Origin of the sequence: Burkholderia sp. Bp9004 (assembly GCF_003858025.1) — a bacterium.
In the GTDB taxonomy this organism is placed as follows: domain Bacteria; phylum Pseudomonadota; class Gammaproteobacteria; order Burkholderiales; family Burkholderiaceae; genus Burkholderia; species Burkholderia diffusa.
The window spans coordinates 127,656-149,343 of sequence record NZ_QTQD01000009.1; the positions used below are offsets into that span (position 1 = coordinate 127,656).

The following is a 21,688-nucleotide window of genomic DNA, read 5'->3' on the forward strand; positions in this document are numbered from 1 at the left end:
CGACAAAGAAATAATGTACGTCAGGCGTTCAGCGGGGCATAAAATCAGTTTTTAATCTGACATGCGGCTGCGGCCGGCTCGACAGCCGACAGCCCGCCTCTCTTGACTCGACTCGCGTCCACCATGCCACACGCCCTGATTGTCGAAGACGATCCCAACAGTCTGTCCGGCCTGACCGCGCTGCTCGCCGCGGACGGCTTCTCGGTCGACACGGCCACGTCGCTCGCCGAGGCACGCACGGCGCTCGGCCGCTCGATTCCCGATGTCGTCCTGGTCGATCTGAACCTGCCGGACGGCAGCGGATTTGACCTGCTCCAGCATCTGCCGCAGCAGCAGCCGAACGGTTCGCTGCCGGTGATCGTGCTGACGGGCAACGCGACGGTCGAGAGCGCGATCGAAGGCCTGCGTCACGGCATCTGGGACTACTTGCTGAAGCCGATCAACATTCCGCGCCTGCGCAGCCTGCTGGCCCGGATTCCGCGTCCCTACGAACTGATCGACGAAGTGCGGACGCTGCGCGCGTCGCTGCGCCACCTGGGCCGTTTCGGCGCGCTGGTGGGCCGCAGCGAGGCGATGCAGCACGTGTACGACATGATCGAGCACAACGCCGGCACCGAAACGGCCGTGCTGTTCACCGGCGAAGCCGGCACGGGCAAGAAGCTGACCGCGCGCACGCTGCACGAACTGAGCCGGCGCCGCAAGGGGCCGTTCGTGTCGTTCGACTGCCGCACGATCGCGCATGCCGGGCGTCACGGCGCGTCGCTCGACAGCGTGCTGTTCGGCCATGAACGCGGCGCGTTCGACGGCGCCGAGCGGCGCGAATCGGGCCTGTTCGAACAGGCCGGCGGCGGCACGCTGTTCCTCGACGAGATCACCGCACTGCCGCTCGTGCTGCAGGAGGCGCTGCTGCATGCGCTCGACTCGCAGAACTTCATGCGGATCGGCGGCACGAGCTCGATCGCGAGCGACTTCCGGCTGATCGCGACCACGCGCCGCCCGGCCCGCGAGGCGGTCGCGAACGGCACGCTGCGCGAGGATCTGTGGCTGCGTCTCGATGCGGCGTCGATCACGATGCCGCCGCTGCGCGAGCGCGATGGTGATGCGCTCGCCATCGCGGACGCGCTTATCGACGAACTCAACCGCGAAGCGAGCGCCAACGGCCGCAGCACGACCGACAAGCGCGCGGCACCGGGCTTCGTGCGCGAATGCCTGTCCTACGAATGGCCCGGCAACGTGCGCGAATTGCAGGAGCGCGTGCGTTTCGCCTATGACGCGTCCGGCGATTTCATCGAAACGCTGCGCGCGGGCGAAGCGAGCTTCGCGGCTGGCGGCGCGCTGAACGGCAGCAGCGTGCAGATCAAGGTCGGCACCCCGCTGTCCGACGTCGAGGACCTGCTGATCCGCGCGACGCTCGACGCGGTCGGCGGCACGCGCCATCGGGCTGCGACGCTGCTCGGCATCAGCCCCAAGACGCTGTACAACAAGTTGCAGCGGATGAAGGTCAACTGACCGCGCCGCAGTTGTTCGGGGCGCGGGCGGGAGTTGACGGTTAGTTGCGCAAGTCCATGTCGCCTTGCGCCTCGCCCCGCCTCGATGGCAAAGCAAAAAGCCGCGCTTCTGCGCGGCTTTTTGCTTTCGACAACGGGAAAGACGACATCACGCCGCCCTTCTCCGCTTACACCAGCGCGCTGCTCAGCAGCGCCTGCGCCTGCAGATACTCGGGTTGCGCGATCAGCTTGTCCCACTTGAGCGGCTTGCCGCGCGCCCGCATCCGCTTGATGCGCCGCACCGACTCGGCCGACGCCTGGGCCTTCAGCCCGTTCAGCACGACCTCGGCCGCGTCCGGCTGGTTGCAGACGAGCACCATGTCGCAGCCGGCGGCGAGCGCTGCGTCAGCCGCCTGCGTGAGCGTGCCGCCTTCGCGTGCCGCCTCCATCGACAGGTCGTCGCTGAAGATCGCGCCCGTGAAGCCGATCTGCCCGCGCAGGATGTCCTGCAGCCACACGCGCGAGAAGCCCGCGGGCCGCTTGTCGACCTGCGTGTAGATCACGTGCGCGGGGATCACCGCGGAGAGTGACAGGCCGAGCCAGTCGTACGGGGCGACGTCCTGCTTGAGGATCGCGTCGAGCGGCCGGTCGTCGGTCGGCAGTGCGACGTGCGAATCGGCTTCCGCGAAGCCGTGCCCCGGGAAATGCTTGCCGCAGTTCGCCATGCCCGCGAGCGACAAACCGTGGTTCAGGCTCTTCGCGAGCAGCGTGACGACACGCGGGTCGCGATGGAACGCGCGATCGCCGATCACCTTCGAGTGCCCGTAGTCGAGATCGAGCACCGGCGTGAAGCTCATGTCGATCCCGCATGCGCGCAGCTCGGCGGCCAGTATGTAGCCGACGGCGGTCGCGACCTTCGTCGCGAGCAGCACGTCGCGGTCCCACAGTTCGCCGAGGCAACGCATCGCGGGCAGCACCGTGAAGCCGTCGGTGCGGAACCGCTGCACGCGGCCGCCTTCGTGATCGACGGCGATCAGGATGTCTTCGCGCACCGCGCGGATCGAGTCGGTCAGCGCCGTCAGTTGCGCACGATTCTGGAAGTGCCGCGCGAACAGGATCACGCCGCCGGTATTCGGATGCGCGAGGCGCCGCGCATCGTCGCGCGACAGGGTCGTGCCGACGACGTCGAGCATGACCGGGCCGGGAGTCGTTTTCATCGAATCGGAATTCCGTCAGGAGGGGGTTCGGGAAACAGGTGCAGGTGCAGTGCCAGGCGCGGCGTCCGTTTCGGCGACCACGAACGACACCGCGTAATCGCGTTCGTCGCTGACCGTCACGCGCGCCGTTATGCCACGCGCGGCAAGCCAGTCGGCCAGCTCGCCCGAAGCGACTACGTACGGCTCGCCGCTGCGCTGGTTGAGCGTCTGCAGCGCACGCCACGTCATCGGCCAGTGCATGCCGAGCCCGATCGCCTTCGAGAACGCTTCCTTCGCGGAAAAGCGCGTCGCGAGAAACGCGATGCCGCGCGCCTCCGAGCGCGCACGGCGAGCCTGGAACACGCGCAGCTCGTCGGGGCCCAGCACCTTCTCGGCAAACCGGCCGCCCGTGCGCTCGAGCACGGCCGCGATGCGGCTCACCTGGACGATGTCGGTGCCGATGCCGTAGATCGCCATCTCAACGCCCGCCGTGATGCGCGGACGATGCCGGGCGGCGAGCGAAGCGCGCGCGCACGCAACGCATCGTCAGCGCGCGCCGCCGTGCAGCGCGGCGACGCGTGCGGCGACCATGATCGCCTTCATCTCGCGCACCGCGTTGTCCCAGCCTGCGAAGATCGCGTGCGCGACGATCGCGTGGCCGATGTTCAGTTCGACGATGCCGTCGATCGCGGCGATCTGCTGCACGTTCGTGTAATGCAGCCCGTGGCCGGCGTTGACCTTGAGACCCAGTTGCGCGCCGGCCTGCACGCCGGCGACGATGCGCTCGTATTCGCGCTGCTGCTCGGCCTCGTCGTGCGCATCGGCGTAGCGGCCGGTATGCAGCTCGACCACCGGCGCGCCGGCTTCGTGCGCGGCACGGATCTGCGTCTCGTCCGGATCGATGAACAGCGACACGCGCACGCCGGCGTCGGCGAGCTGCCTGCATGCCGCACGCACGGCCTCGAAGCGGCCGGCAACGTCGAGACCGCCTTCGGTCGTCAGTTCCTCGCGCTTCTCCGGCACGAGGCACGCGTCGTGCGGACGCACTTCGCATGCGATGTCGAGCATCTCGGCCGTCACCGCGCACTCGAGGTTCATCCGCGTCTTCAGCAGAGGGCGCAGCGTGCGCACGTCGGCGTCGACGATGTGGCGGCGGTCCTCGCGCAGATGCAGCGTGATCGCGTCCGCACCGGCCTCTTCGGCGGCGAGCGCCGCGCGGATCGGATCGGGATAGGACGTGCCGCGCGCGTTGCGCAGCGTCGCGACGTGGTCGATGTTCACGCCGAGGTCGATGGCGGTGGGCGTTGTCAGGAAGAAACTCATAGGTTTTGCAGGTCGATCAGGATCTGACGCGTGGCAAGCGGCGTACCGCCGAGATAGGTGTTCAGCAGGAAGCGCATCAGCGTCTTGCTTTGCGCGACCGTCTGGGCTCGATGGTAATCGTCCTGCTCCATGTCGAGCAACGTCTGTCCGGTAATCACCGGCCAGTGCGACGGTACGTCGTCGTCCGCATTGCGCACGCCGCGCTCGGGATCGAACACGTAGCGGCGATCCGGCTCGACCGCACGGCGCGCGACCGTGCGGTTCAGCGCCATCGCATAGCCGGTCTCGCGCAGCAGCACGCGCTCGAACGAACGCAGCACCTGCACCGCAGGCTCGCCGTGCGCAAGGCGCGTGAGGGTCAGCACGTAGTGATTGAAGAGCGGCGGCTGCGGATCCTCGCGCGCGCAGAATTTCACGAGCAGCTCGTTCGCGTAGAAGCCGCACAGCAACCCGTCGCCGCCGAGCGGGAGCATCCCGCCGACCCACTCGGCACCCGTCAGCGTGCGTACTTCGGATTTGCCCGACCAGGACAGCAGTAGCGGCTGGAACGTCTGCAGCACGCCGCGCAGCGCGGAGTGCGGGCGCTTCGCGCCCTTCGCGACGAGCGCGAGGCGGCCGTGATCGCGCGTGAGCACGTCGATGATCAGGCTCGTTTCCCGATACGGATAGCTGTGCAGCACGAACGCCGGCTGCTCGGCGACGCGGAAATCGGACGTGCGAGACGTCGCGCGCCGCGCCTTGCGACGCGGCGGTTCGGGCGGTGCCGGCAACGGCGCGTCGTTCGCGCCGGCGGTCACCGCGTCTTCGGTCGACGTCAGCGCGTCATTCGTACCCATAGGCGCGCAGCCCCGCCTCGTTGTCAGCCCACCCGCTCTTCACCTTCACGAAGGTCTCGAGATACACGGGGCCGTCGAACAGCTTCTCCATGTCCATCCGCGCCTCGGTGCTGATCTGCTTGAGCTTCTCGCCCTTTTTGCCGATCACCATCGCCTTGTGCGAATCGCGCTCGACGAGGATCGTCGCGAAGATACGCTTCAGGCGCCCTTCCTCCTCGAACTTGTCGATCAGCACGGTGCTCGTGTAGGGCAGTTCGTCGCCGGTCCAGCGGAACACCTTCTCGCGCAGGATTTCGGCCGCAAGGAAGCGCGAACTGCGGTCGGTCAGTTCGTCCTCGCCATAGATCGGCTCGCCTTCCGGCAGGTACGGCTTGATGGTGTCCAGCAGGCGCTTGATGTCTTCCGGCCGCTGTGCCGACAGCGGCACGAGTTCGGTGAATTCGCGCAGCCCGCTCATCTGTTGCATGAACGGGAACAGCGTCGCCTTGTCGGACACACGATCGATCTTGTTCGCGATCAGCAGCGTCGGCATGCCGGGCGGGATCAGGTCGAGCACCTTCTGGTCGTCGGGCCCGAAGCGGCCGGCCTCGATCACGAACAGGATCACGTCGACCGACGTGAGCGTCGACGTGACCGCGCGGTTCAGCGAGCGGTTCAGCGCGGTGCTGTGACGAGTCTGAAAGCCCGGCGTATCGACGAACACGAATTGCGCGTCGTCGAACGTGTTGATGCCGGTGATGCGATGGCGGGTCGTTTGCGCCTTGCGCGACGTGATGCTGATCTTCTGGCCGACGAGTGCGTTCATCAACGTCGACTTGCCGACGTTCGGGCGGCCCACGATCGCGATCATGCCGCAACGGAAACCGGTAGGAGCGGGAGTGTTCATATCGTTTGGGAGACAGGTTCGGAAACGGCCGCGCGGCGCGCGGCACGATCGAGGGGCAATTCAGTGGTCGGCATCGGCCACGCGCGCCTGCGCGGCAGCGAGGCTTGCGCCACCCTGCGGCGTCTCGGTGCCGGGCGCCGCGGCGTCGCGGGCGCGCGACGTTGCACGCGAAGCGGCGTCTGAACCGGCAGCGGGCTTGTCGGTGGACGCGGCCGGATCGGCCGCTTGGCCCGCCTGCTTGTCGGCTGCACGGGGGGCGGCTTCCGCGTGCTTGTCCGTCGCGCGGTCCGCCGCGCGCGAGCCGGCTTCGTTGCGATCCGACGGCTTCTCAGACGCCTTGTCGGCCGGCTTGTCGGCCATCGGCTTCGGGGGCCGGTCGGCCTTGTCCGTGGCCGTTTCCACATGCGCCGCGCGAATCGCGGCCATCGGCGCCTGCGTCGGCCGCTCGGTCGTGTGTGCGCCGGCGTCGGTCGCTGCCGACCCGGCAGCAGGCGCCTTCGCGTCGCGCGTCGTCGCACGCTCCTTTCGTTCCGGCGAACGCAGGTCGAGTGCTTCCTGCACGCCCTTCACGCCCGGCACGATTTCAGGCTCGACGTGCTTCGACCCGCGTGCGTTCTTCGAACGCTTCGGCTTCGCGGCCAGCATCGGCGCGGCCGCCAGCACCTCGTCGAGCGCCTTCTTCGCGGCAGCCTGCTCGGCCGCCCGCCGGCTCGCGCCGGAGCCTGACACCTTCACGTCGAGCTTCGGCACCGTGCACTCGACCTCGAACTGCTGATTGTGCGCCGCACCATGAGTCGCGACGACCGTATAGGTCGGTAGCGCGATCTTGTGCCCCTGCAGGTACTCCTGCAGCAGCGTCTTCGCATCCTTGCCGAGCGTGCGCGGATCGATGTGGTCGAGAATCGGGATATAGAGGCGCTTGATGACCCCCTGGGCGGCTTCGAAGCCGCCATCGAGGAATACCGCCCCGATGATGGCTTCGAACGCGTCCGCGAGGATCGACGGGCGACGGAAGCCGCCGCTGCGCAATTCGCCCTCGCCCAGCCGCAGCCCTTCCGAAATATTCAGGGCCTGAGCGATTTCGTAGAGCGACTGCTGCTTGACGAGGTTGGCGCGCACGCGCGACAGGTCGCCTTCGTCCAGCTTGCTGAAACGCTGGAACAAAAGGGCGGCCACCGCGCAATTCAGAACGGAATCGCCGAGAAACTCGAGCCGTTCATTGTGCGTGGCACTGTGACTGCGATGGGTCAAAGCCTGGCGCAATAATTCCGCATTGCGGAATTCGTAGCGCAGCCGGCTTTCCAACTGGGATAGGGGCATGTGCAGGAGTATAACGCGGGCGCCGGTCGGGCCGAAACGGCACGGCCGGACGCGAAAAGGCGTGACGAGGCGGTGTTACCGCCGGTTCTTAAAGTAGTTCGGCAATACGCGACGCGGCCCGTGCGTCGCGTATTGCGTGCGAGTCGAACGCGATCAGTTGAAGGAACCGATGCGCTTCAGGTCGCCGAAGTTCATCCAGATGAAGAACGCGCGGCCGACGATGTTGTTGTCCGGCACGAAACCCCAGTAGCGGCTGTCGGCGCTGTTGTCGCGGTTGTCGCCCATCATGAAGTAGTGGCCCGGCGGCACCTTGCAGATCACGCCGCGGCTGTTGTACGTGCAGTTGTCGCGATACGGATAATCGTAGGCGCCCATCACGAACGGCGGCACGGCCGGGTTGTTGAGGATCGCGTTCTTCTTGTTGCCGATCGTTTCCTCGAACTGCTTTGCGTAGTTCTGGCGCTCGTCGTCGAAGAAATCCGGCAACGGCGTTTCGGGCACCGGCTGGCCGTTGATCGTCAGTTGCTTGTCCTGGTAAGCGACCGTGTCGCCCGGCAGGCCGATCACGCGCTTGATGTAGTCGACCGACTCGTCCTTCGGATAACGGAACACGACGACGTCGCCGCGCGACAGCGGGCTGCCCTGCGTGATCTTCGTGTTCGTGATCGGCATGCGCAGGCCGTATTCGAACTTGTTGACGAGGATGAAGTCGCCGACCAGCAGCGTCGGCACCATCGAGCCCGACGGGATCTTGAACGGCTCGACGACGAACGAACGCACGACGAATACGGCCAGGATCACCGGGAAGAAGCTCGCGGTGTACTCGAGCCACCACGGCTGGCGCAGCTTTTCGTCGCGCAGCTTCGAACGCGTCTGCCCCGCGTTTTCGTCCGCGAAACGCTTGTCGATGCGCGACTGCTGGCGATCGAACTCCTCGATCGCCGCATCGGCCGCCTTGCGTCGCCGCGGCAGGAACACCAGTTTGTCCAACACCCACGCTACGCCCGTCACGACGACGAGCACAAAAAGAATCAGCGCAAAATTCATAAAAGGATCAGTCCTGTTATTTGTCTTCGACGCGCAAGATCGCGAGGAACGCTTCCTGCGGGATCTCGACCGAACCCACCTGCTTCATGCGTTTCTTACCTTCTTTCTGCTTCTCGAGCAGTTTCTTCTTTCGCGTGATGTCGCCGCCGTAGCACTTCGCGAGCACGTTCTTGCGGAGTGCCTTGATGTTCTCGCGCGCGACGATGTGCGCGCCGATTGCGGCCTGGATCGCCACGTCGTACATCTGGCGCGGAATGATCTCGCGCATCTTCGCGGCCACTTCACGGCCGCGATACTGCGACTGCGAGCGGTGCACGATGATCGACAGCGCATCGACCTTGTCGCCGTTGATCAGCATGTCGACCTTCACGACGTCCGACGTGCGGTATTCCTTGAACTCGTAATCCATCGACGCATAACCGCGCGACACCGACTTCAGCCGATCGAAGAAGTCGAGCACGATTTCGGCCATCGGGATTTCGTACGTGAGCTGCACCTGGCGGCCGTGATACTGCATGTTGATCTGCGAGCCGCGCTTCTGCTCGCACAACGTGATCACGGACCCGACGTAGTCCTGCGGCATGTACAGGTTCACGGTGACGATCGGCTCGCGAACTTCGGCGATGCGGCCGGGCTCCGGCATCTTTGCCGGGTTCTCGACCATGATCGTCGAGCCGTCGCTCTGCACGACCTCGTAGACGACCGTCGGCGCGGTCGTGATGAGATCCATGTCGAATTCGCGCTCGAGCCGCTCCTGCACGATTTCCATGTGCAGCAGCCCGAGGAAGCCGCAGCGGAAACCGAAGCCGAGCGCCTGCGACACTTCCGGCTCGTACTGCAGCGATGCGTCGTTGAGCTTCAGCTTCTCGAGCGACTCGCGCAGCGCGTCGTACTGGTTCGCCTCGACCGGATAGAGGCCTGCGAACACCTGCGGCTTCACTTCCTTGAAACCCGGCAGCGGCTCGGTGGCGGCCTTGGTCACGTGCGTGACGGTATCACCGACCTTCGCGGCCGTCAGTTCCTTGATGCCGGCGATGATGAAGCCCACCTGCCCGGCCGACAGCGATTCGAGATTGCGCGACTTCGGCGTGAATACACCGACGTGCTCGACCGGATACTGCGCGCCGGTCGCCATCATCTTGATCTTGTCCTTCGGGCGCAGCGTGCCGTTGACGATGCGCACGAGCATCACGACGCCGACGTAGTTGTCGAACCACGAATCGATGATCAGCGCCTGCAGCGGCGCGGCCGGATCGCCCTTCGGCGGCGGCACCTTCGCGATCAGCGCTTCAAGCACGTCCTCGACGCCGAGCCCCGTCTTCGCGCTGCAGCGCGTCGCGTCGGTCGCGTCGATGCCGATCACGTCCTCGATCTCCTCGATCGCGTTCTCGGGGTTCGCGGCCGGCAGGTCGATCTTGTTCAGCACCGGCACGACCTCGACGCCGAGCTCGATCGCCGTGTAGCAGTTCGCGACCGTCTGCGCCTCGACGCCCTGGCTCGCGTCGACCACGAGCAGCGCACCTTCGCACGCGGACAGCGAACGGCTGACCTCGTACGAGAAGTCGACGTGCCCCGGCGTATCGATCAGGTTGAGGTTGTAGACCTTGCCGTCGCGGGCGCGATAGGACAGTGCCGCCGTCTGCGCCTTGATCGTGATGCCGCGTTCGCGCTCGATATCCATCGAATCGAGCACCTGCGCTTCCATTTCACGGTCGGCGAGGCCGCCGCATACCTGGATGATGCGATCCGCGAGCGTCGACTTGCCATGGTCGATGTGCGCGATGATCGAGAAATTGCGAATATGATCCATTCAGTGCCGATCAAGCGAAAAAGGCGCGCTCGACGACTGCGGAGCACGCCTTGTAAGTCGGTGAAAAAACGGCTTATTTTAGCCGAAAAGGCCTTTGCCGGGCGGTAATTTGGGACGTCTGGTCGAGGACGCCCGGTCAGGGCACCCTGCCGGAGGCCTTGGCGGGCAGACTCGCACCGGAACTCCGCGCAGGGCGCGGCCGGCGGCGGGGCCAGATTCAGCGCCGCGCCGATAGCGCGCCGCGCACCCTCGCCTCGTCGAACCGGTGGCGGCACACCTCCGTGCCGTCCAGCAACAGCACCGGCACGTCCTCGTCGTAACGGGCGACGAGCGCCGGATCGGCGTCGATGTCGACGTAGTCGACGGCAACGCCGAACTCGGCCGCCACGGGCGCCAGCGCATCGCGCATGTCGTCGCACAGATGGCACCAGCCGCGGCCGTAGAGCGTGAACATCGGCGCGTTACTTCTGGATCGGGCGCGGGCGCACCGGCACGAACTGCGTGTTGTCCCCGCGCCGCACGAGCACCGCGACCGCCTTCTGCGGATCCAACTGCGCGGTCACGTCGGCGAACTGCTTCGCGCTCGTGATGTCGGTGTCGCCGACGCGCAGCACGATGTCGCCGCGCTGCAGGCCCGCACGGGCCGCCGGACCGTCGACGCCGTCGATCTGCACGCCATTCTTCAGCTTCAGCGACTTCAGCTGGTCAGCCGAAAGGTCGCTGACCGTCAAGCCGAGTGAATTGGCCTGGCGCGGCTTCTGCGGCACATTCTTGCGCTGCTCGGCCTTCGCCGTCGTCTCCGCCGGCGTCTCGGCGATCGTGATCGGCACATCACGCGCCTGACCCTTGCGCCACACGCTGACGGTCGCCTTGGTGCCCGGCTTCGTGTCGCCGACCATGCGCGGCAGATCCGACGCCGCATCGACCGGCCGGCCGTTGAACTTCAGGATGATGTCACCCGGCTGAATGCCCGCCTTGTCGGCCGGACCGCCCGGCTCGACGCTGCTGACGAGCGCGCCTTCCGCCTTCGGCAGCCCGATCGAGTCGGCCACGTCCTTCGTCACTTCGCCGATCGCCACCGCGATGCGACCGCGCGTGACCTTGCCGGTCGCCTTCAGCTGGTCTGCCACGCGCATCGCCTCGTCGATCGGGATCGCGAACGAAATGCCCATGAAACCGCCGGTGCGGCTGTAGATCTGCGAGTTGATGCCGATCACCTCGCCCTGCATGTTGATCAGCGGGCCGCCCGAGTTGCCGGGGTTCACCGCGACGTCGGTCTGGATGAACGGCAGGTAATCGCCCGTGTTGCGGCTCTTCGAACTCACGATGCCGGCCGTCACGGTGTTGTCGAGGCCGAACGGCGAGCCGATCGCGACGACCCACTCGCCGACGCGCACCTTGTTCGAATCGCCGATCGCGACGACCGGCAGATTCGACGCCTGGATCTTGACGACCGCGACGTCCGTGCGGTCGTCGACGCCGACCAGTTTCGCCTTGAATTCGCGCTTGTCGGTCAACGTCACGTAGATGGTGTCAGCGTCGTCGACGACGTGCGCGTTGGTCATCACGTAGCCGTCCGCCGACACGATGAAGCCCGAACCGACGCCGCGGTTCTGCTCGGTGTCGGGCGGATTGTCCGGCGCCGGCGCGTTTTTCGGGTTGCCATTGCCGTTGCCGCCACCACTACCGGGCGCCTGCGGCAGCGGAATGCCGAAGAAGCGCCGGAAGAATTCCGACATGTCGCCGTTGTCGAAGCCCGGCGGGAGCACGCCGCGCGGCCCGGGCGTCGGCACGTTCGCGGTGGTCCGGATGTTCACGACAGCCGGCCCGACCTTCTCGACCAGATCGGCGAAGTCGGGAAGGCTGGCCGCAGGAGGCGTGACAGCGGCAGCGGTATGCGAGGCAAGCGGCAGGCAGGCAAACAGCACCGCCGCCGCGAACACTTTGCGCAGCGTGAGTTTCGTCATGTCGAAAGCCGTAGCGTTACTTGGAAGCCTTGTATTCTATGGCAGACGCGAACTGCTGCAACGTGGCCGGCGGCACTTCGCCGAGCACGGTGATCCAGTAGTCGCCGCGACGCTTCACGAGCACGTGGGTCGCGCCGGTGCTGCCCGCACCTTCCTTGCGCGTGTTCTTTTCGGCCGGTTCGATGAAGACGGAGATCGTCGCGAGGCCGTCGGTGAAGACGGCCTGATCGACCGGAATCGGCGGATCACCGGCGTCGCGCGCGGCCATCGGGCGGCGCACCTCGCGAATCTTCCGGAATCCGGCGATGGTCGGTGCGATCTGCCAGCCCTGCGCTTCCATGTCGACCGTCGCGACCGGCGGGCGGACGACCGTCCAGCCGCTCAGGTTGCGCATGCCGGCCGCAATCGCGGATTTGTCGCCGGCCGTGCCGCCTGTCTGCACTTGCGAAAATGCGACCTGCTCGAGCACGTGATCGCTCGCGTCGAGCGTCTGCGAACGCAGCAGCAGCCCGGTGCGGGTGTCGGCCCACAGCTTGTACGTGAACCGGTACGCATCCTTCGGTACGAGTTCGACCACTTGCGCGTCGACTCCGGCCACACGGTCCTTGCCGAGCAGCTTCGCGTCATAAACGGACATCACGTGCTCGCCGCCCGCGCCGAGCAATGCAGGGAACGAATCGCGCGTCTGGCGGCGCTCGACCACGCACAACTTGCGCTCGGGAACGAACGTGTACAACTCGTCGTTGTGCCGCAGAACCTTGCGCGGCTTGCCGTCGAGCGACTCGATCCGCTCGAACTCGCCGTCGCGGGACGCCACGTGCGCGATACGCGACGACTGGACATAGCCGCCGCGCTGGTAGACGAACGTACCCTCGTAGCTCTGCTGCTGCGCCGCCTGCTGGATGCGATCGAGCCAATCCGCCGCACCCTTGCGGGTCGCGACGGGATCGTCCGGTTGCTGGGCGCTGGCTGTGAGGGATTGGACGGACAACAGGGCGGCTGCGCAAAGCAGGAGGGCCGGCAGCCGCTTCCATCCGGAGATGGCGTGATTCAACTGCAATGTCCGCATCGGGTTTATTGGCCTGGCGTGGTGGTCACGGCAGCGCGGATCAGCGGCATCGAGCCCGTGACGACGGGCTGCTGCGCGAATTGCTGGTGCGCTTCAAGGTATTGGTCGAGACTTGCGTCGCGGATGATGTTGACGTCCTGCAGACCCGGCTGCGCCGATGCCTGCGCAACCGTCACGCGCTGCAGGTTGCCGTTCTGCGGTGCGCCTGTCGATGCGACCTGGACGGCGCCCGGCGCGCCGGCCGTCTGCATCTGCGGGACGACGATCCACGTCAGCGTGGCGGCCGCGGCGGCCACCGCGAACGCGGGCACGACTCGCCGGCGCAGCGACAGCAGTTTGCGCGCGACCGGCGCGGCGGCCGGCGCGAGCAGGTGCGGCTCGCTTTCGAGCGCGGCCGACATGCGCGCGGTGAACGCGACGCTCAGCGCGGGCGACAGCGCAAGCTCGTCCGAGCGCAGCGCATCGCCGATCAGGTGGTAATGGGCCCACGCAGCGCGATCCGCGCGGTCGAGCTCAGCCAGAAACTGCCCGTGATCCGGGCCGTCGAACAGTTCACCGTCGACCAGAGCGGAAAGGCGCTCGCCGCGCGAGCACGCCTGCGACTGCGTATTGACCGACCCCATGATGCTCCCCATCTTGCACACCCCGTCGTGACTTCACGACTCTATCCGTAACTAGACCCCGACCCGCTTCGTTGCGCCCGTCGCGCTTACCAGCGCTTGCCTTCGGGCGTATCGAGCAGCGGACGCAATTTCGCAGCAATTGCCTCGCGCGCCCGGAAGATCCGCGACCGGACCGTCCCGATCGGACAATCCATCATTTCCGCGATCTCTTCGTAGCTCAGGCCCTCGATCTCGCGCAGCGTGATCGCCTGGCGCAGTTCTTCGGGCAGGACGGCCATTGCAGCGTTGACCGTCTCGGCAATCTGCTTGCTCATCAACATCGACTCAGGCGTGTTGATATCCCTTAGTTGGTCTGCGTCGGAGAAAGTTTCCGCTTCCTCGGCATCGGCCTCGGTGGAGGTCGGTGCCCGGCGGCCCTGCGTCGCAAGGTAGTTCTTCGCCGTATTGACGGCAATCCGGTACAACCACGTGTAGAACGCCGACTCGCCGCGAAATTGCGGCAGCGCACGATACGCCTTGATGAACGCGTCCTGGGCCACATCCTCGACCTCGGCGGGATCCCGCACGAGGCGCGAGATCAGCCGAATGATCTTGCGGTGGTATTTGGAGACCAGGAGTTCGAACGCTGCCTTGTCGCCTTTCTGTACGCGCTCGACCAGAGCCTGATCGATTTCTTTTTCACTCACCTGACAAATCCGTTAACTAGGGATGCAACGCGGAGCGTTATTGTAGCGTTCCGGCGCCGGGCGCTGGTTACGGTCGGTAACTGCGCCACCGTCATGCCCGCCCCGCCGTGCCCGCGGTACGCGCCAGCACGGACAGCGCGCTGAACGACGCGGCATCGAGCGCATCGGCCGGGATCAGCAGCGGCCGGGCGCGCCGGGCGCCCTGCCCGACCGACAGCACGAGCAGCAGGCTGCTCCAGTGTGCATGGCCGGTCACGCGGCCCCGGGCCAGCAAGCGCCCGGTGCGGCCAAACGCCGCAATCTCCCCGAATGCATCGATCCGCAGCTCGGCCGGCAGCCGACGGGCACAGGCCCGCGCGGCACACACGGCAAGCAGCGCAGCCGTCGCCGCGGACACGCAAGCGCCGGCGGCAGCACCGGCCCGCGGCGCCCAGAACAGGTACGCGGACGCGGCAGCCGCCGCGACGAACACGGCCAGCACGACATACGACACGGCCGAGGCCCGCAACGCAAAGCGCTGCGGACGCCCGGCCGGAGCATCGAATGGACTCGTCAAGCGATTCGGCGTCAGACGCGCTTGAACACCAGCGTGCCGTTGGTACCGCCGAAGCCGAAGTTGTTCTTCACGGCAACGTCGATCTTCATGTCACGCGCGGTATTCGCGCAGTAATCCAGATCGCACTCGGGGTCCTGGTTGAAGATGTTGATGGTCGGCGGCGACACGTTGTTGTGCAGCGCCAGCACCGTGAACACCGACTCGAGACCGCCCGCGCCACCCAGCAGGTGGCCCGTCATCGACTTCGTCGAGTTCACGACGAGCTTGTACGCATGCTCGCCGAAGGCTGCCTTCACCGCGTCGGACTCGTTCTTGTCGCCGAGCGGCGTCGACGTGCCGTGCGCGTTCAGGTACTGAACCTCGTCCGCGTTCACGCCGGCGTCGCGCAGTGCCGCGACCATGCAGCGGCGCGGACCGTCCATGTTCGGCGCGGTCATGTGGTACGCATCGCCAGTCATGCCGAAGCCCGAGACTTCCGCATAGATCTTCGCGCCGCGCGCCTTCGCCGCCTCGTATTCCTCGAGCACCATGACGCCTGCACCCTCGCCCAGCACGAAGCCGTCGCGGTCCTTGTCCCACGGACGGGACGCAGTGGCCGGATCGTCATTGCGGGTCGATAGCGCACGCGCAGCCGCGAAGCCGCCGATGCCGAGCGGCGACACCGTCGATTCGGCGCCGCCCGCGACCATCACGTCGGCATCGCCGGCCTGGATCAGGCGCGCCGCGAGGCCGATGCTGTGCAGACCGGTCGTGCAGGCCGTCACGACCGCGAGGTTCGGGCCCTTCAGGCCGAACATGATGCTCAGGTGACCCGAGATCATGTTGATGATCGAACCCGGCACGAAGAACGGCGAGATCCGGCGCGCGCCGCGATCGACGTAGGTCTGGTGCGTGTCTTCGATCATCGGCAGGCCGCCGATGCCGGAGCCGACCAGCACGCCGATGCGTTCCGCATTGGCTTCGTTCACTTCGAGGCCGCTGTCCCGGATTGCCTGGACGCCGGCTGCGATGCCGTAATGGATGAACGTATCCATGTTGCGGGCTTCCTTCGCCGGAATGTACTCCTCGGCGCTGAAACCCTTCACCTCACCCGCGAAATGCACGGCAAGGTTCGACGGATCGAACTTCGTGACGGTGGCGATGCCGGACCTGCCGGCGACGAGATTGGCCCAGCCGTCGGCAACATTATTGCCAACAGGCGAAATCAGCCCCAGGCCTGTAACGACAACACGACGGCGGCTCACGGTAACCTCTTTTCCATTGGATGACAAAAACAAAAGCCACAGTGGCCACAGGAACCAGCCCTGCGAGCCCTGTGGCTGTTAGTCCGTCCGGCGCGGTTGCCGGCAGGATGGCGCGTCAAACGCGAAGATCGCGGCGACGTGGCAGACAAGCGCTAAGGCGCTTACGCCTTGACGTTTGCGCGAGCGTAGTCGATCGCTTGCTGAACGGTCGTGATCTTCTCTGCTTCTTCGTCCGGGATTTCCATGCCGAACTCGTCTTCGAGCGCCATCACCAGTTCGACCGTGTCGAGCGAGTCCGCGCCCAGGTCGTTCACGAACGATGCTTCGTTCTTGATCTCGGCTTCTGCGACGCCCAGTTGCTCAGCGACGATCTTCTTGACACGTTGTTCGATGTTATCCATTACCCCTCCGAGGGAAAGTTCAGATTTACAAGTGCGCGCATTTTATCAGGTTTGCTGACGCCAAAACGCGCGTTGGCTTGATGGTCGATCAAGCGCCTATCCGCCTGAAAAACGGGATACGGCGCGGATGGTAAACGAAAACCGTTACGACATGTACATGCCGCCGTTCACGTGCAGCGTCGTGCCGGTGATGTAACCGGCCTGCGGCGATGCGAGGAACGCGACGGCATGGGCGATGTCTTCCGGGCTGCCGAGGCGGCCGAGCGGAATCTGGGTCTTGAGCGCGGTCTGCTGTTCTTCCGGCAGCGTCTTCGTCATGTCGGTGTCGATGAAGCCCGGCGCGACGCAGTTCACCGTGATGCCGCGGCTGCCGATCTCGCGCGCGAGCGCACGGGTCATGCCCGCGACGCCGGCCTTCGCGGCAGCATAGTTGACCTGCCCCGGGTTGCCGGCCGAACCGACCACCGACGTGATGTTGATGATACGGCCGCCGCGGGCCTTCATCATCGGGCGCAGCACTGCACGCGACAGGCGAAACACCGACTTCAGGTTGGTGTCGATCACCGCGTCCCAGTCCTCGTCCTTCATCCGCATCGCGAGCTGGTCCTGCGTGATCCCGGCGTTGTTGACGAGCACGTGGAGCGCGCCGAATTCCTTCACGGTCGCGTCGATCAGCGCTTCGGCCGCCGCCGCGTCGTTGACGTTCAGCACCGCGCCGCGGCCCGTCACGCCCGCTTCCGCGAACCCTGCGGTAATCGCGGCGGCGCCCGATTCGCTCGTCGCCGTGCCGATCACCGTCGCGCCCAGGCGCGCGAGTTCGAGCGCGATCGCCCGGCCGATGCCGCGAGACGCGCCGGTCACGATCGCGACCTGTTTATCGAGAGTCTTTTCCATGAATCGAATATCCGTCTCTTGAGGAAAGGCGCCGCGTCAGGCGGTCGCCAGCTTCAGTGCTTCGTCGAGCGAAGCCGGATCGAACACCGATACGCCGACCAGGTTGCCGTCGATGCGCTTCGTCAGGCCCGACAGCACCTTGCCCGGACCGCATTCGATCACGTGCGTGACGCCCGTGCCCGCGATGTGCTGCACGCATTCGACCCAGCGCACCGGGCCCGCGGCCTGGCGCACCAGCGCGTCCTTGATCGCGGCCGGATCGCTGGTCACCGCGACGTCGATGTTGTTGACGACCGGAATCTGCGGCGCCTTCACGTCGACGTTCGCGAGATAGTCGCGCAACTGGTCCGACGCCGGCTTGAGCAGCGACGAATGGAACGGCGCCGACACGGGCAGCGGCAACGCGCGCTTCGCGCCCTTCGCCTTCGCGATCTCGCAAGCTTTCTCGACGGCCGCCTTCGCGCCCGCGATCACGACCTGCGCCGGAGCGTTGAAGTTCACGGCTTCGACGACGCCCGCTTGCGCGGCTTCGACACACACCGCGCGCACCGTGTCGTCATCGAGACCCAGGATCGCGGCCATGCCGCCCTCGCCGACCGGCACGGCCGTCTGCATCGCCTGCGCGCGGAAGCGCACGAGCGGCACCGCGTCCTTGAACGCGATCGCGCCCGCGGCGACGAGCGCCGTGTATTCGCCGAGGCTGTGGCCCGCGACGATCGACGGGGCCGGGCCGCCGGCCTGCTGCCATGCGCGGTAGCACGCGTAGGCGGCCGTCAGCATCACGGGCTGCGTGTTGGTGGTCAGATTCAGTTCTTCGGCCGGACCTTCGGCGATCAGCTTGCCGAGATCCTGATTGAGTGCATCGGATGCTTCCTGAAGCGTCTCGCGCACGACGGCCAGATCGGCGAATGCGTTGAGCATGCCGACCGACTGCGAGCCCTGCCCCGGAAAAACGAATGCAAATTTCATATCGTCCCCAATTGAATCGATTCGGACGGCGCGCGCGAACGGCGCGCCGGTTCGGGATCCGCGCGCAGCCATTGCGCGCCGCGGATCAGTAGCGGAAGACGGATGCGCCCCACGTGAAGCCGCCGCCGACGCCTTCGATCAGCACGTGCTGACCGCGCTGGATGCGGCCGTCGCGCACCGCGGTGTCGAGCGCCAGCGGGATCGACGCAGCCGACGTGTTGCCGTGCTGGTCGACCGTCACGACCATGCGCTCCTGCGGCAGGCCGAGCTTGCGGCAGGTGCTGGTCATGATGCGGATGTTGGCCTGGTGCGGAATCAGCCAGTCGATCTGCTCCGGCGCGAGATTCGCCTTGGCGAGCGCCTCGATCGCGACCTTTTCGAGCACGTTGACCGCGAGCTTGAACACGGCCTGCCCGTCCATGTACAGGAACGCGCTGCCGTCGATCACGCCGCGATTGACGTTGCCCGGTGTGCAGAGGATGTTCGAATAACTGCCATCCGCGTGCAGCGCGCTGCCTAGCACGCCCGGCTCTTCCGATGCGGACAGGATCACCGCGCCCGCGCCGTCGCCGAACAGCACGCAGGTCGTCCGGTCCTTGAAATCGAGAATGCGCGAGAACGTCTCCGCGCCGACGATGAGCGCCGTGCGGTGCTGGCCACTGCGGATGAAGCTGTCGGCCGTCGCCATCGCATAGGCGAAACCGGAGCACACGGCCTGCACGTCGAATGCCGCGCCGCCGTTCTTGATGCCGAGCTTGTTCTGCAGCAGGCACGCCGTGCTGGGAAACACGAAATCGGGGGTCGAAGTCGCGACGATGATCAGGTCGATCGACTGCGGATCGATACCGGCCATTTCGATCGCACGACGCGACGCCTCGAGCGCGAGGTCGCTCGTCGTGACGTCCGGTGCGGCGAAGTGACGCGCATGGATGCCCGTGCGCGCAACGATCCACTCATCGCTCGTCTCGATGCCTTCCTTCGCGAGTCGATCGGCAAGCTGCTGGTTCGTGACGCGGTCGGGCGGCAGATAGCTGCCCGTGCCGAGCACGCGGGAATAGAGAGTCGATTGGGCCATTTATGCTTTAGAGGATTGCGCAGCGGAAGGTTCGGCGTGATGGCCTGCGGCCGGGCTCGTCTGGCCCGCGCCGCCCGCGTCGTGTTCGCCGTCGCCGAGCGACACCGAATTGTCCGCCATCGCGCGCGCGAGGCGCTCCAGCACGCCGTTTTTGACGGCATCATACCCGCGTTTGATCGCCCACTCAAACGCATAGGCATCGGCCGAACCGTGGCTTTTGATCACGAGGCTCTTCAGCCCCAGCAGCGCTGCTCCATTGTACTGGCGGTGATCGACGCGCTTCTTGAAACGCATCAGCACCGGCAGCGCAAGCAGCGCCATCAGCTTCGACATCAGCGAACGGCCGAACTCCTCGCGGATGATGTCGGAGAGCATCTGCGCGAGCCCTTCGGACGTCTTCAGCGCGACGTTGCCGACGAAGCCGTCGCAGACGATCACGTCGACCGTGCCTTTATAGATGTCGTTGCCTTCGACGTTGCCGCGGAAATTCAGCGTGCTGGCGCGCAGCAGTTCCCCTGCGCGCTTGATCGTCTCGTTGCCCTTGATGACCTCTTCGCCGATGTTCAGCAGGCCGATCGTCGGACGCTCCTTGCCTTCGAGCGCGGCAACGAGCGCGTGCCCCATCTCCGCGAACTGCAGCAGGTGCTGCGGCTCGCAGTCGACGTTCGCGCCGAGGTCCAGCATCATCGTGTAGCCGGTCGGGTTCGGCAGCGCGAACGCGATCGCGGGCCGCTCGATGCCGGGCAGCGTCTTGAGCACGTAACGGGAAACGGCCATCAGCGCACCGGTATTGCCGGCGGAGATACAGGCCTGGGCCGCGCCGTCCTTGACGTGGTTGAGCGCGACACGCATCGAAGAATCCTTCTTCTTGCGCAGCGCCACTTCGACAGGGTCGTCCATCGCCACGACTTCGGTGGCGGGCACGATGGTCAGCGCGGGATCGTCGAGGGCTTTCAGCTTTTTCAGCTGAGCGCGGATCGCGCTTTCGATGCCGACGAGCATCAGGTGCGCATCGGGATGCGCGCGGACGAACTTGACTGCCGCGGGAACGGTCACGGACGGGCCGTGGTCGCCTCCCATGCAATCGATTGTGAGCTTTACGGTCATGGAATGCGACGAATTTCAGGCACAAAAAAGCGGCAGTTGAATGCCGCCTTTTTGTTGAGCCAGGAAAGTGTCAAGCGAACCAGTTGTCACGCGAACGGCGAACGTAGCGCGCAACGCGTGACTTGACGCTTAGTCGTTCTTCGTCTTGACGACTTTCTTGCCGCGATAGTAGCCGTTCGGGCTGACGTGGTGACGCAGATGCACTTCACCCGTGCTCGGCTCGACTGCCAGCGGCGCTGCCGTCAGGAAATCGTGCGAACGATGCATGCCGCGCTTCGACGGCGACTTCTTGTTTTGCTGGACTGCCATGACTAACTCCTAAATAATTTTCCGGATTCTAACACAGCCCGATCCGGCGCTTAACTACCCTGGCCCAAAGCCCTTACGCCTTCCCGCGCCACAACTGCTTAGTGTTTCTTGCCGCCGTCCCCGTCCTTCTTCAGCGCTTCCAGCGCCGCGAACGGATTCGGCCGTTTGCCTTCGTCCTCGTCTTCGGCGGACTCGTCGTCCGCGTCTTCCGAAGGACCGCTCGCACCCGACACGAGGCTTTCGTGAACTGCCGGGCAAACCTCGTGCTTGGGCACGAGCGGCAACGAAAGCAGCAACTCCTCTTCGATCAAGTCGACGAGATCGAACTGGCGTGAGCCCACGATCACATCGGCTTCATCGTCGTCGAGCGGAAATTCTTCAGCTTCTTCTTCGGTCGCAACGACCCGGTACGTCATGTCGACGTCGAACGTCTGGTCGTACGGGGTCATGCAGCGCTGGCACGTGAGCCACGCATGCCCATGCACCGCGAGGCGCAGATACGGCTGCTGCCCATCGGCGCCGTCGTCCTGCAACTCTTTCTGGGTGAACCCTTCGGCCTGCCACGTGAAGACCGTGTCGCGATCGGACGCGTCCGCCGGCACTTCGTTCAGCATGCGCGGCAGCTGCGACAGGCGCACGGCACCCGCTGCTTGCCGCCCGCTGCGGGCCAATTCGAACAGGTCGACCGCGTGCGGATCAAGCAACGCCGCAGGTTTGCCAGAAGAAGTGTTCATGTTGCGCTCCTGCCTACAGGCTGACTTGCGGGATCCGGCTTGCTGGCGCCGCACACGTGCGCGATCTACGCCGCGTACGATTACGTACTTTACGTCCGAAGACCCGGCAGGCGCCACCACAGCGAAAGCCTGCCGATGAAAAGCGGGAA

General features: G+C 65.8%; 23 protein-coding genes. 1 reads left to right on the forward strand and 22 read right to left on the reverse strand.

Features of this window, described 5'->3' with window-relative positions:
- The first annotated feature begins 123 nt into the window (after positions 1–123).
- A complete protein-coding gene (locus DIE08_RS13020; protein ID WP_124902106.1) occupies positions 124–1,509 on the forward strand; it encodes a sigma-54 dependent transcriptional regulator in 1,386 nt (461 codons plus the stop codon).
- 166 nt (positions 1,510–1,675) lie between these two features.
- Here DIE08_RS13020 and nagZ read toward each other — a convergent pair whose 3' ends face one another.
- The 22 genes from nagZ to DIE08_RS13130 all read right to left on the reverse strand — a co-directional run bounded on the left by nagZ (position 1,676) and on the right by DIE08_RS13130 (position 21,539).
- The gene (nagZ, locus tag DIE08_RS13025) at positions 1,676–2,704 is read right to left on the reverse strand and encodes a beta-N-acetylhexosaminidase (RefSeq protein WP_124902107.1); all 1,029 of its coding nucleotides are present in this window, start codon (positions 2,702–2,704) and stop codon (positions 1,676–1,678) included.
- A 15-nt stretch (positions 2,705–2,719) separates the two neighbouring features.
- Positions 2,720–3,160 carry a holo-ACP synthase gene (gene acpS, locus DIE08_RS13030; RefSeq protein WP_124902108.1) on the reverse strand — a complete coding sequence of 147 codons (441 nt, stop codon included), beginning with the start codon at positions 3,158–3,160 and terminating at the stop codon, positions 2,720–2,722.
- A gap of 69 nt (positions 3,161–3,229) precedes the next feature.
- Positions 3,230–4,006, reverse strand: coding sequence for a pyridoxine 5'-phosphate synthase (pdxJ, locus tag DIE08_RS13035; RefSeq protein WP_059607063.1), 777 nt, complete (start codon positions 4,004–4,006; stop codon positions 3,230–3,232).
- Positions 4,003–4,842, reverse strand: a complete 840-nt coding sequence (gene recO / locus DIE08_RS13040; protein ID WP_014897645.1) for a DNA repair protein RecO — start codon at positions 4,840–4,842, stop codon at positions 4,003–4,005. Before recO ends, pdxJ begins: the two co-directional genes overlap by 4 nt.
- Positions 4,829–5,728 carry a GTPase Era gene (gene era / locus DIE08_RS13045; protein WP_059607060.1) on the reverse strand — a complete coding sequence of 300 codons (900 nt, stop codon included), beginning with the start codon at positions 5,726–5,728 and terminating at the stop codon, positions 4,829–4,831. Before era ends, recO begins: the two co-directional genes overlap by 14 nt.
- A gap of 60 nt (positions 5,729–5,788) precedes the next feature.
- Complete coding sequence (gene rnc, locus DIE08_RS13050) at positions 5,789–7,048, reverse strand: ribonuclease III (protein WP_124902109.1); 1,260 nt, start codon at positions 7,046–7,048, stop codon at positions 5,789–5,791.
- A gap of 153 nt (positions 7,049–7,201) precedes the next feature.
- Positions 7,202–8,095, reverse strand: a complete 894-nt coding sequence (gene lepB, locus DIE08_RS13055; protein WP_059678698.1) for a signal peptidase I — start codon at positions 8,093–8,095, stop codon at positions 7,202–7,204.
- A 16-nt stretch (positions 8,096–8,111) separates the two neighbouring features.
- Positions 8,112–9,905, reverse strand: coding sequence for a translation elongation factor 4 (gene lepA, locus DIE08_RS13060; protein ID WP_059607053.1), 1,794 nt, complete (start codon positions 9,903–9,905; stop codon positions 8,112–8,114).
- A gap of 217 nt (positions 9,906–10,122) precedes the next feature.
- Entirely contained in the window at positions 10,123–10,359 is a 237-nt protein-coding gene (locus DIE08_RS13065; RefSeq protein ID WP_059607051.1) for a glutaredoxin family protein, read from the reverse strand.
- Between the two features lie 7 nt (positions 10,360–10,366).
- Positions 10,367–11,872, reverse strand: a complete 1,506-nt coding sequence (locus DIE08_RS13070; protein WP_124623326.1) for a DegQ family serine endoprotease — start codon at positions 11,870–11,872, stop codon at positions 10,367–10,369.
- 16 nt (positions 11,873–11,888) lie between these two features.
- Complete coding sequence (locus DIE08_RS13075) at positions 11,889–12,941, reverse strand: MucB/RseB C-terminal domain-containing protein (protein WP_059607047.1); 1,053 nt, start codon at positions 12,939–12,941, stop codon at positions 11,889–11,891.
- Positions 12,942–12,946: 5 nt separating this feature from the next.
- Complete coding sequence (locus DIE08_RS13080; RefSeq protein ID WP_059523722.1) at positions 12,947–13,564, reverse strand: sigma-E factor negative regulatory protein; 618 nt, start codon at positions 13,562–13,564, stop codon at positions 12,947–12,949.
- Positions 13,565–13,650: 86 nt separating this feature from the next.
- Positions 13,651–14,250: an RNA polymerase sigma factor RpoE gene (gene rpoE, locus DIE08_RS13085; RefSeq protein ID WP_006752490.1), complete on the reverse strand. Its 600-nt coding sequence runs from the start codon at positions 14,248–14,250 to the stop codon at positions 13,651–13,653.
- Positions 14,251–14,341: 91 nt separating this feature from the next.
- Positions 14,342–14,806, reverse strand: a complete 465-nt coding sequence (locus DIE08_RS13090; RefSeq protein WP_124623327.1) for a protein YgfX — start codon at positions 14,804–14,806, stop codon at positions 14,342–14,344.
- Positions 14,807–14,817: 11 nt separating this feature from the next.
- Positions 14,818–16,050: a beta-ketoacyl-ACP synthase II gene (fabF, locus tag DIE08_RS13095; RefSeq protein ID WP_059607043.1), complete on the reverse strand. Its 1,233-nt coding sequence runs from the start codon at positions 16,048–16,050 to the stop codon at positions 14,818–14,820.
- Positions 16,051–16,211: 161 nt separating this feature from the next.
- Entirely contained in the window at positions 16,212–16,451 is a 240-nt protein-coding gene (acpP, locus tag DIE08_RS13100) for an acyl carrier protein (RefSeq protein ID WP_004197638.1), read from the reverse strand.
- A 144-nt stretch (positions 16,452–16,595) separates the two neighbouring features.
- Positions 16,596–17,345, reverse strand: a complete 750-nt coding sequence (gene fabG / locus DIE08_RS13105; RefSeq protein WP_059607041.1) for a 3-oxoacyl-ACP reductase FabG — start codon at positions 17,343–17,345, stop codon at positions 16,596–16,598.
- 36 nt (positions 17,346–17,381) lie between these two features.
- A complete protein-coding gene (gene fabD / locus DIE08_RS13110; RefSeq protein ID WP_124902110.1) occupies positions 17,382–18,314 on the reverse strand; it encodes an ACP S-malonyltransferase in 933 nt (310 codons plus the stop codon).
- A gap of 85 nt (positions 18,315–18,399) precedes the next feature.
- Positions 18,400–19,389, reverse strand: coding sequence for a beta-ketoacyl-ACP synthase III (locus tag DIE08_RS13115; protein ID WP_059607037.1), 990 nt, complete (start codon positions 19,387–19,389; stop codon positions 18,400–18,402).
- A complete protein-coding gene (plsX, locus tag DIE08_RS13120) occupies positions 19,390–20,496 on the reverse strand; it encodes a phosphate acyltransferase PlsX (protein WP_059607035.1) in 1,107 nt (368 codons plus the stop codon).
- Positions 20,497–20,625: 129 nt separating this feature from the next.
- Positions 20,626–20,805: a 50S ribosomal protein L32 gene (gene rpmF / locus DIE08_RS13125; RefSeq protein WP_006051932.1), complete on the reverse strand. Its 180-nt coding sequence runs from the start codon at positions 20,803–20,805 to the stop codon at positions 20,626–20,628.
- A gap of 98 nt (positions 20,806–20,903) precedes the next feature.
- Positions 20,904–21,539, reverse strand: a complete 636-nt coding sequence (locus tag DIE08_RS13130; protein ID WP_059607032.1) for a DUF177 domain-containing protein — start codon at positions 21,537–21,539, stop codon at positions 20,904–20,906.
- Between the last annotated feature and the right edge of the window lie 149 nt (positions 21,540–21,688).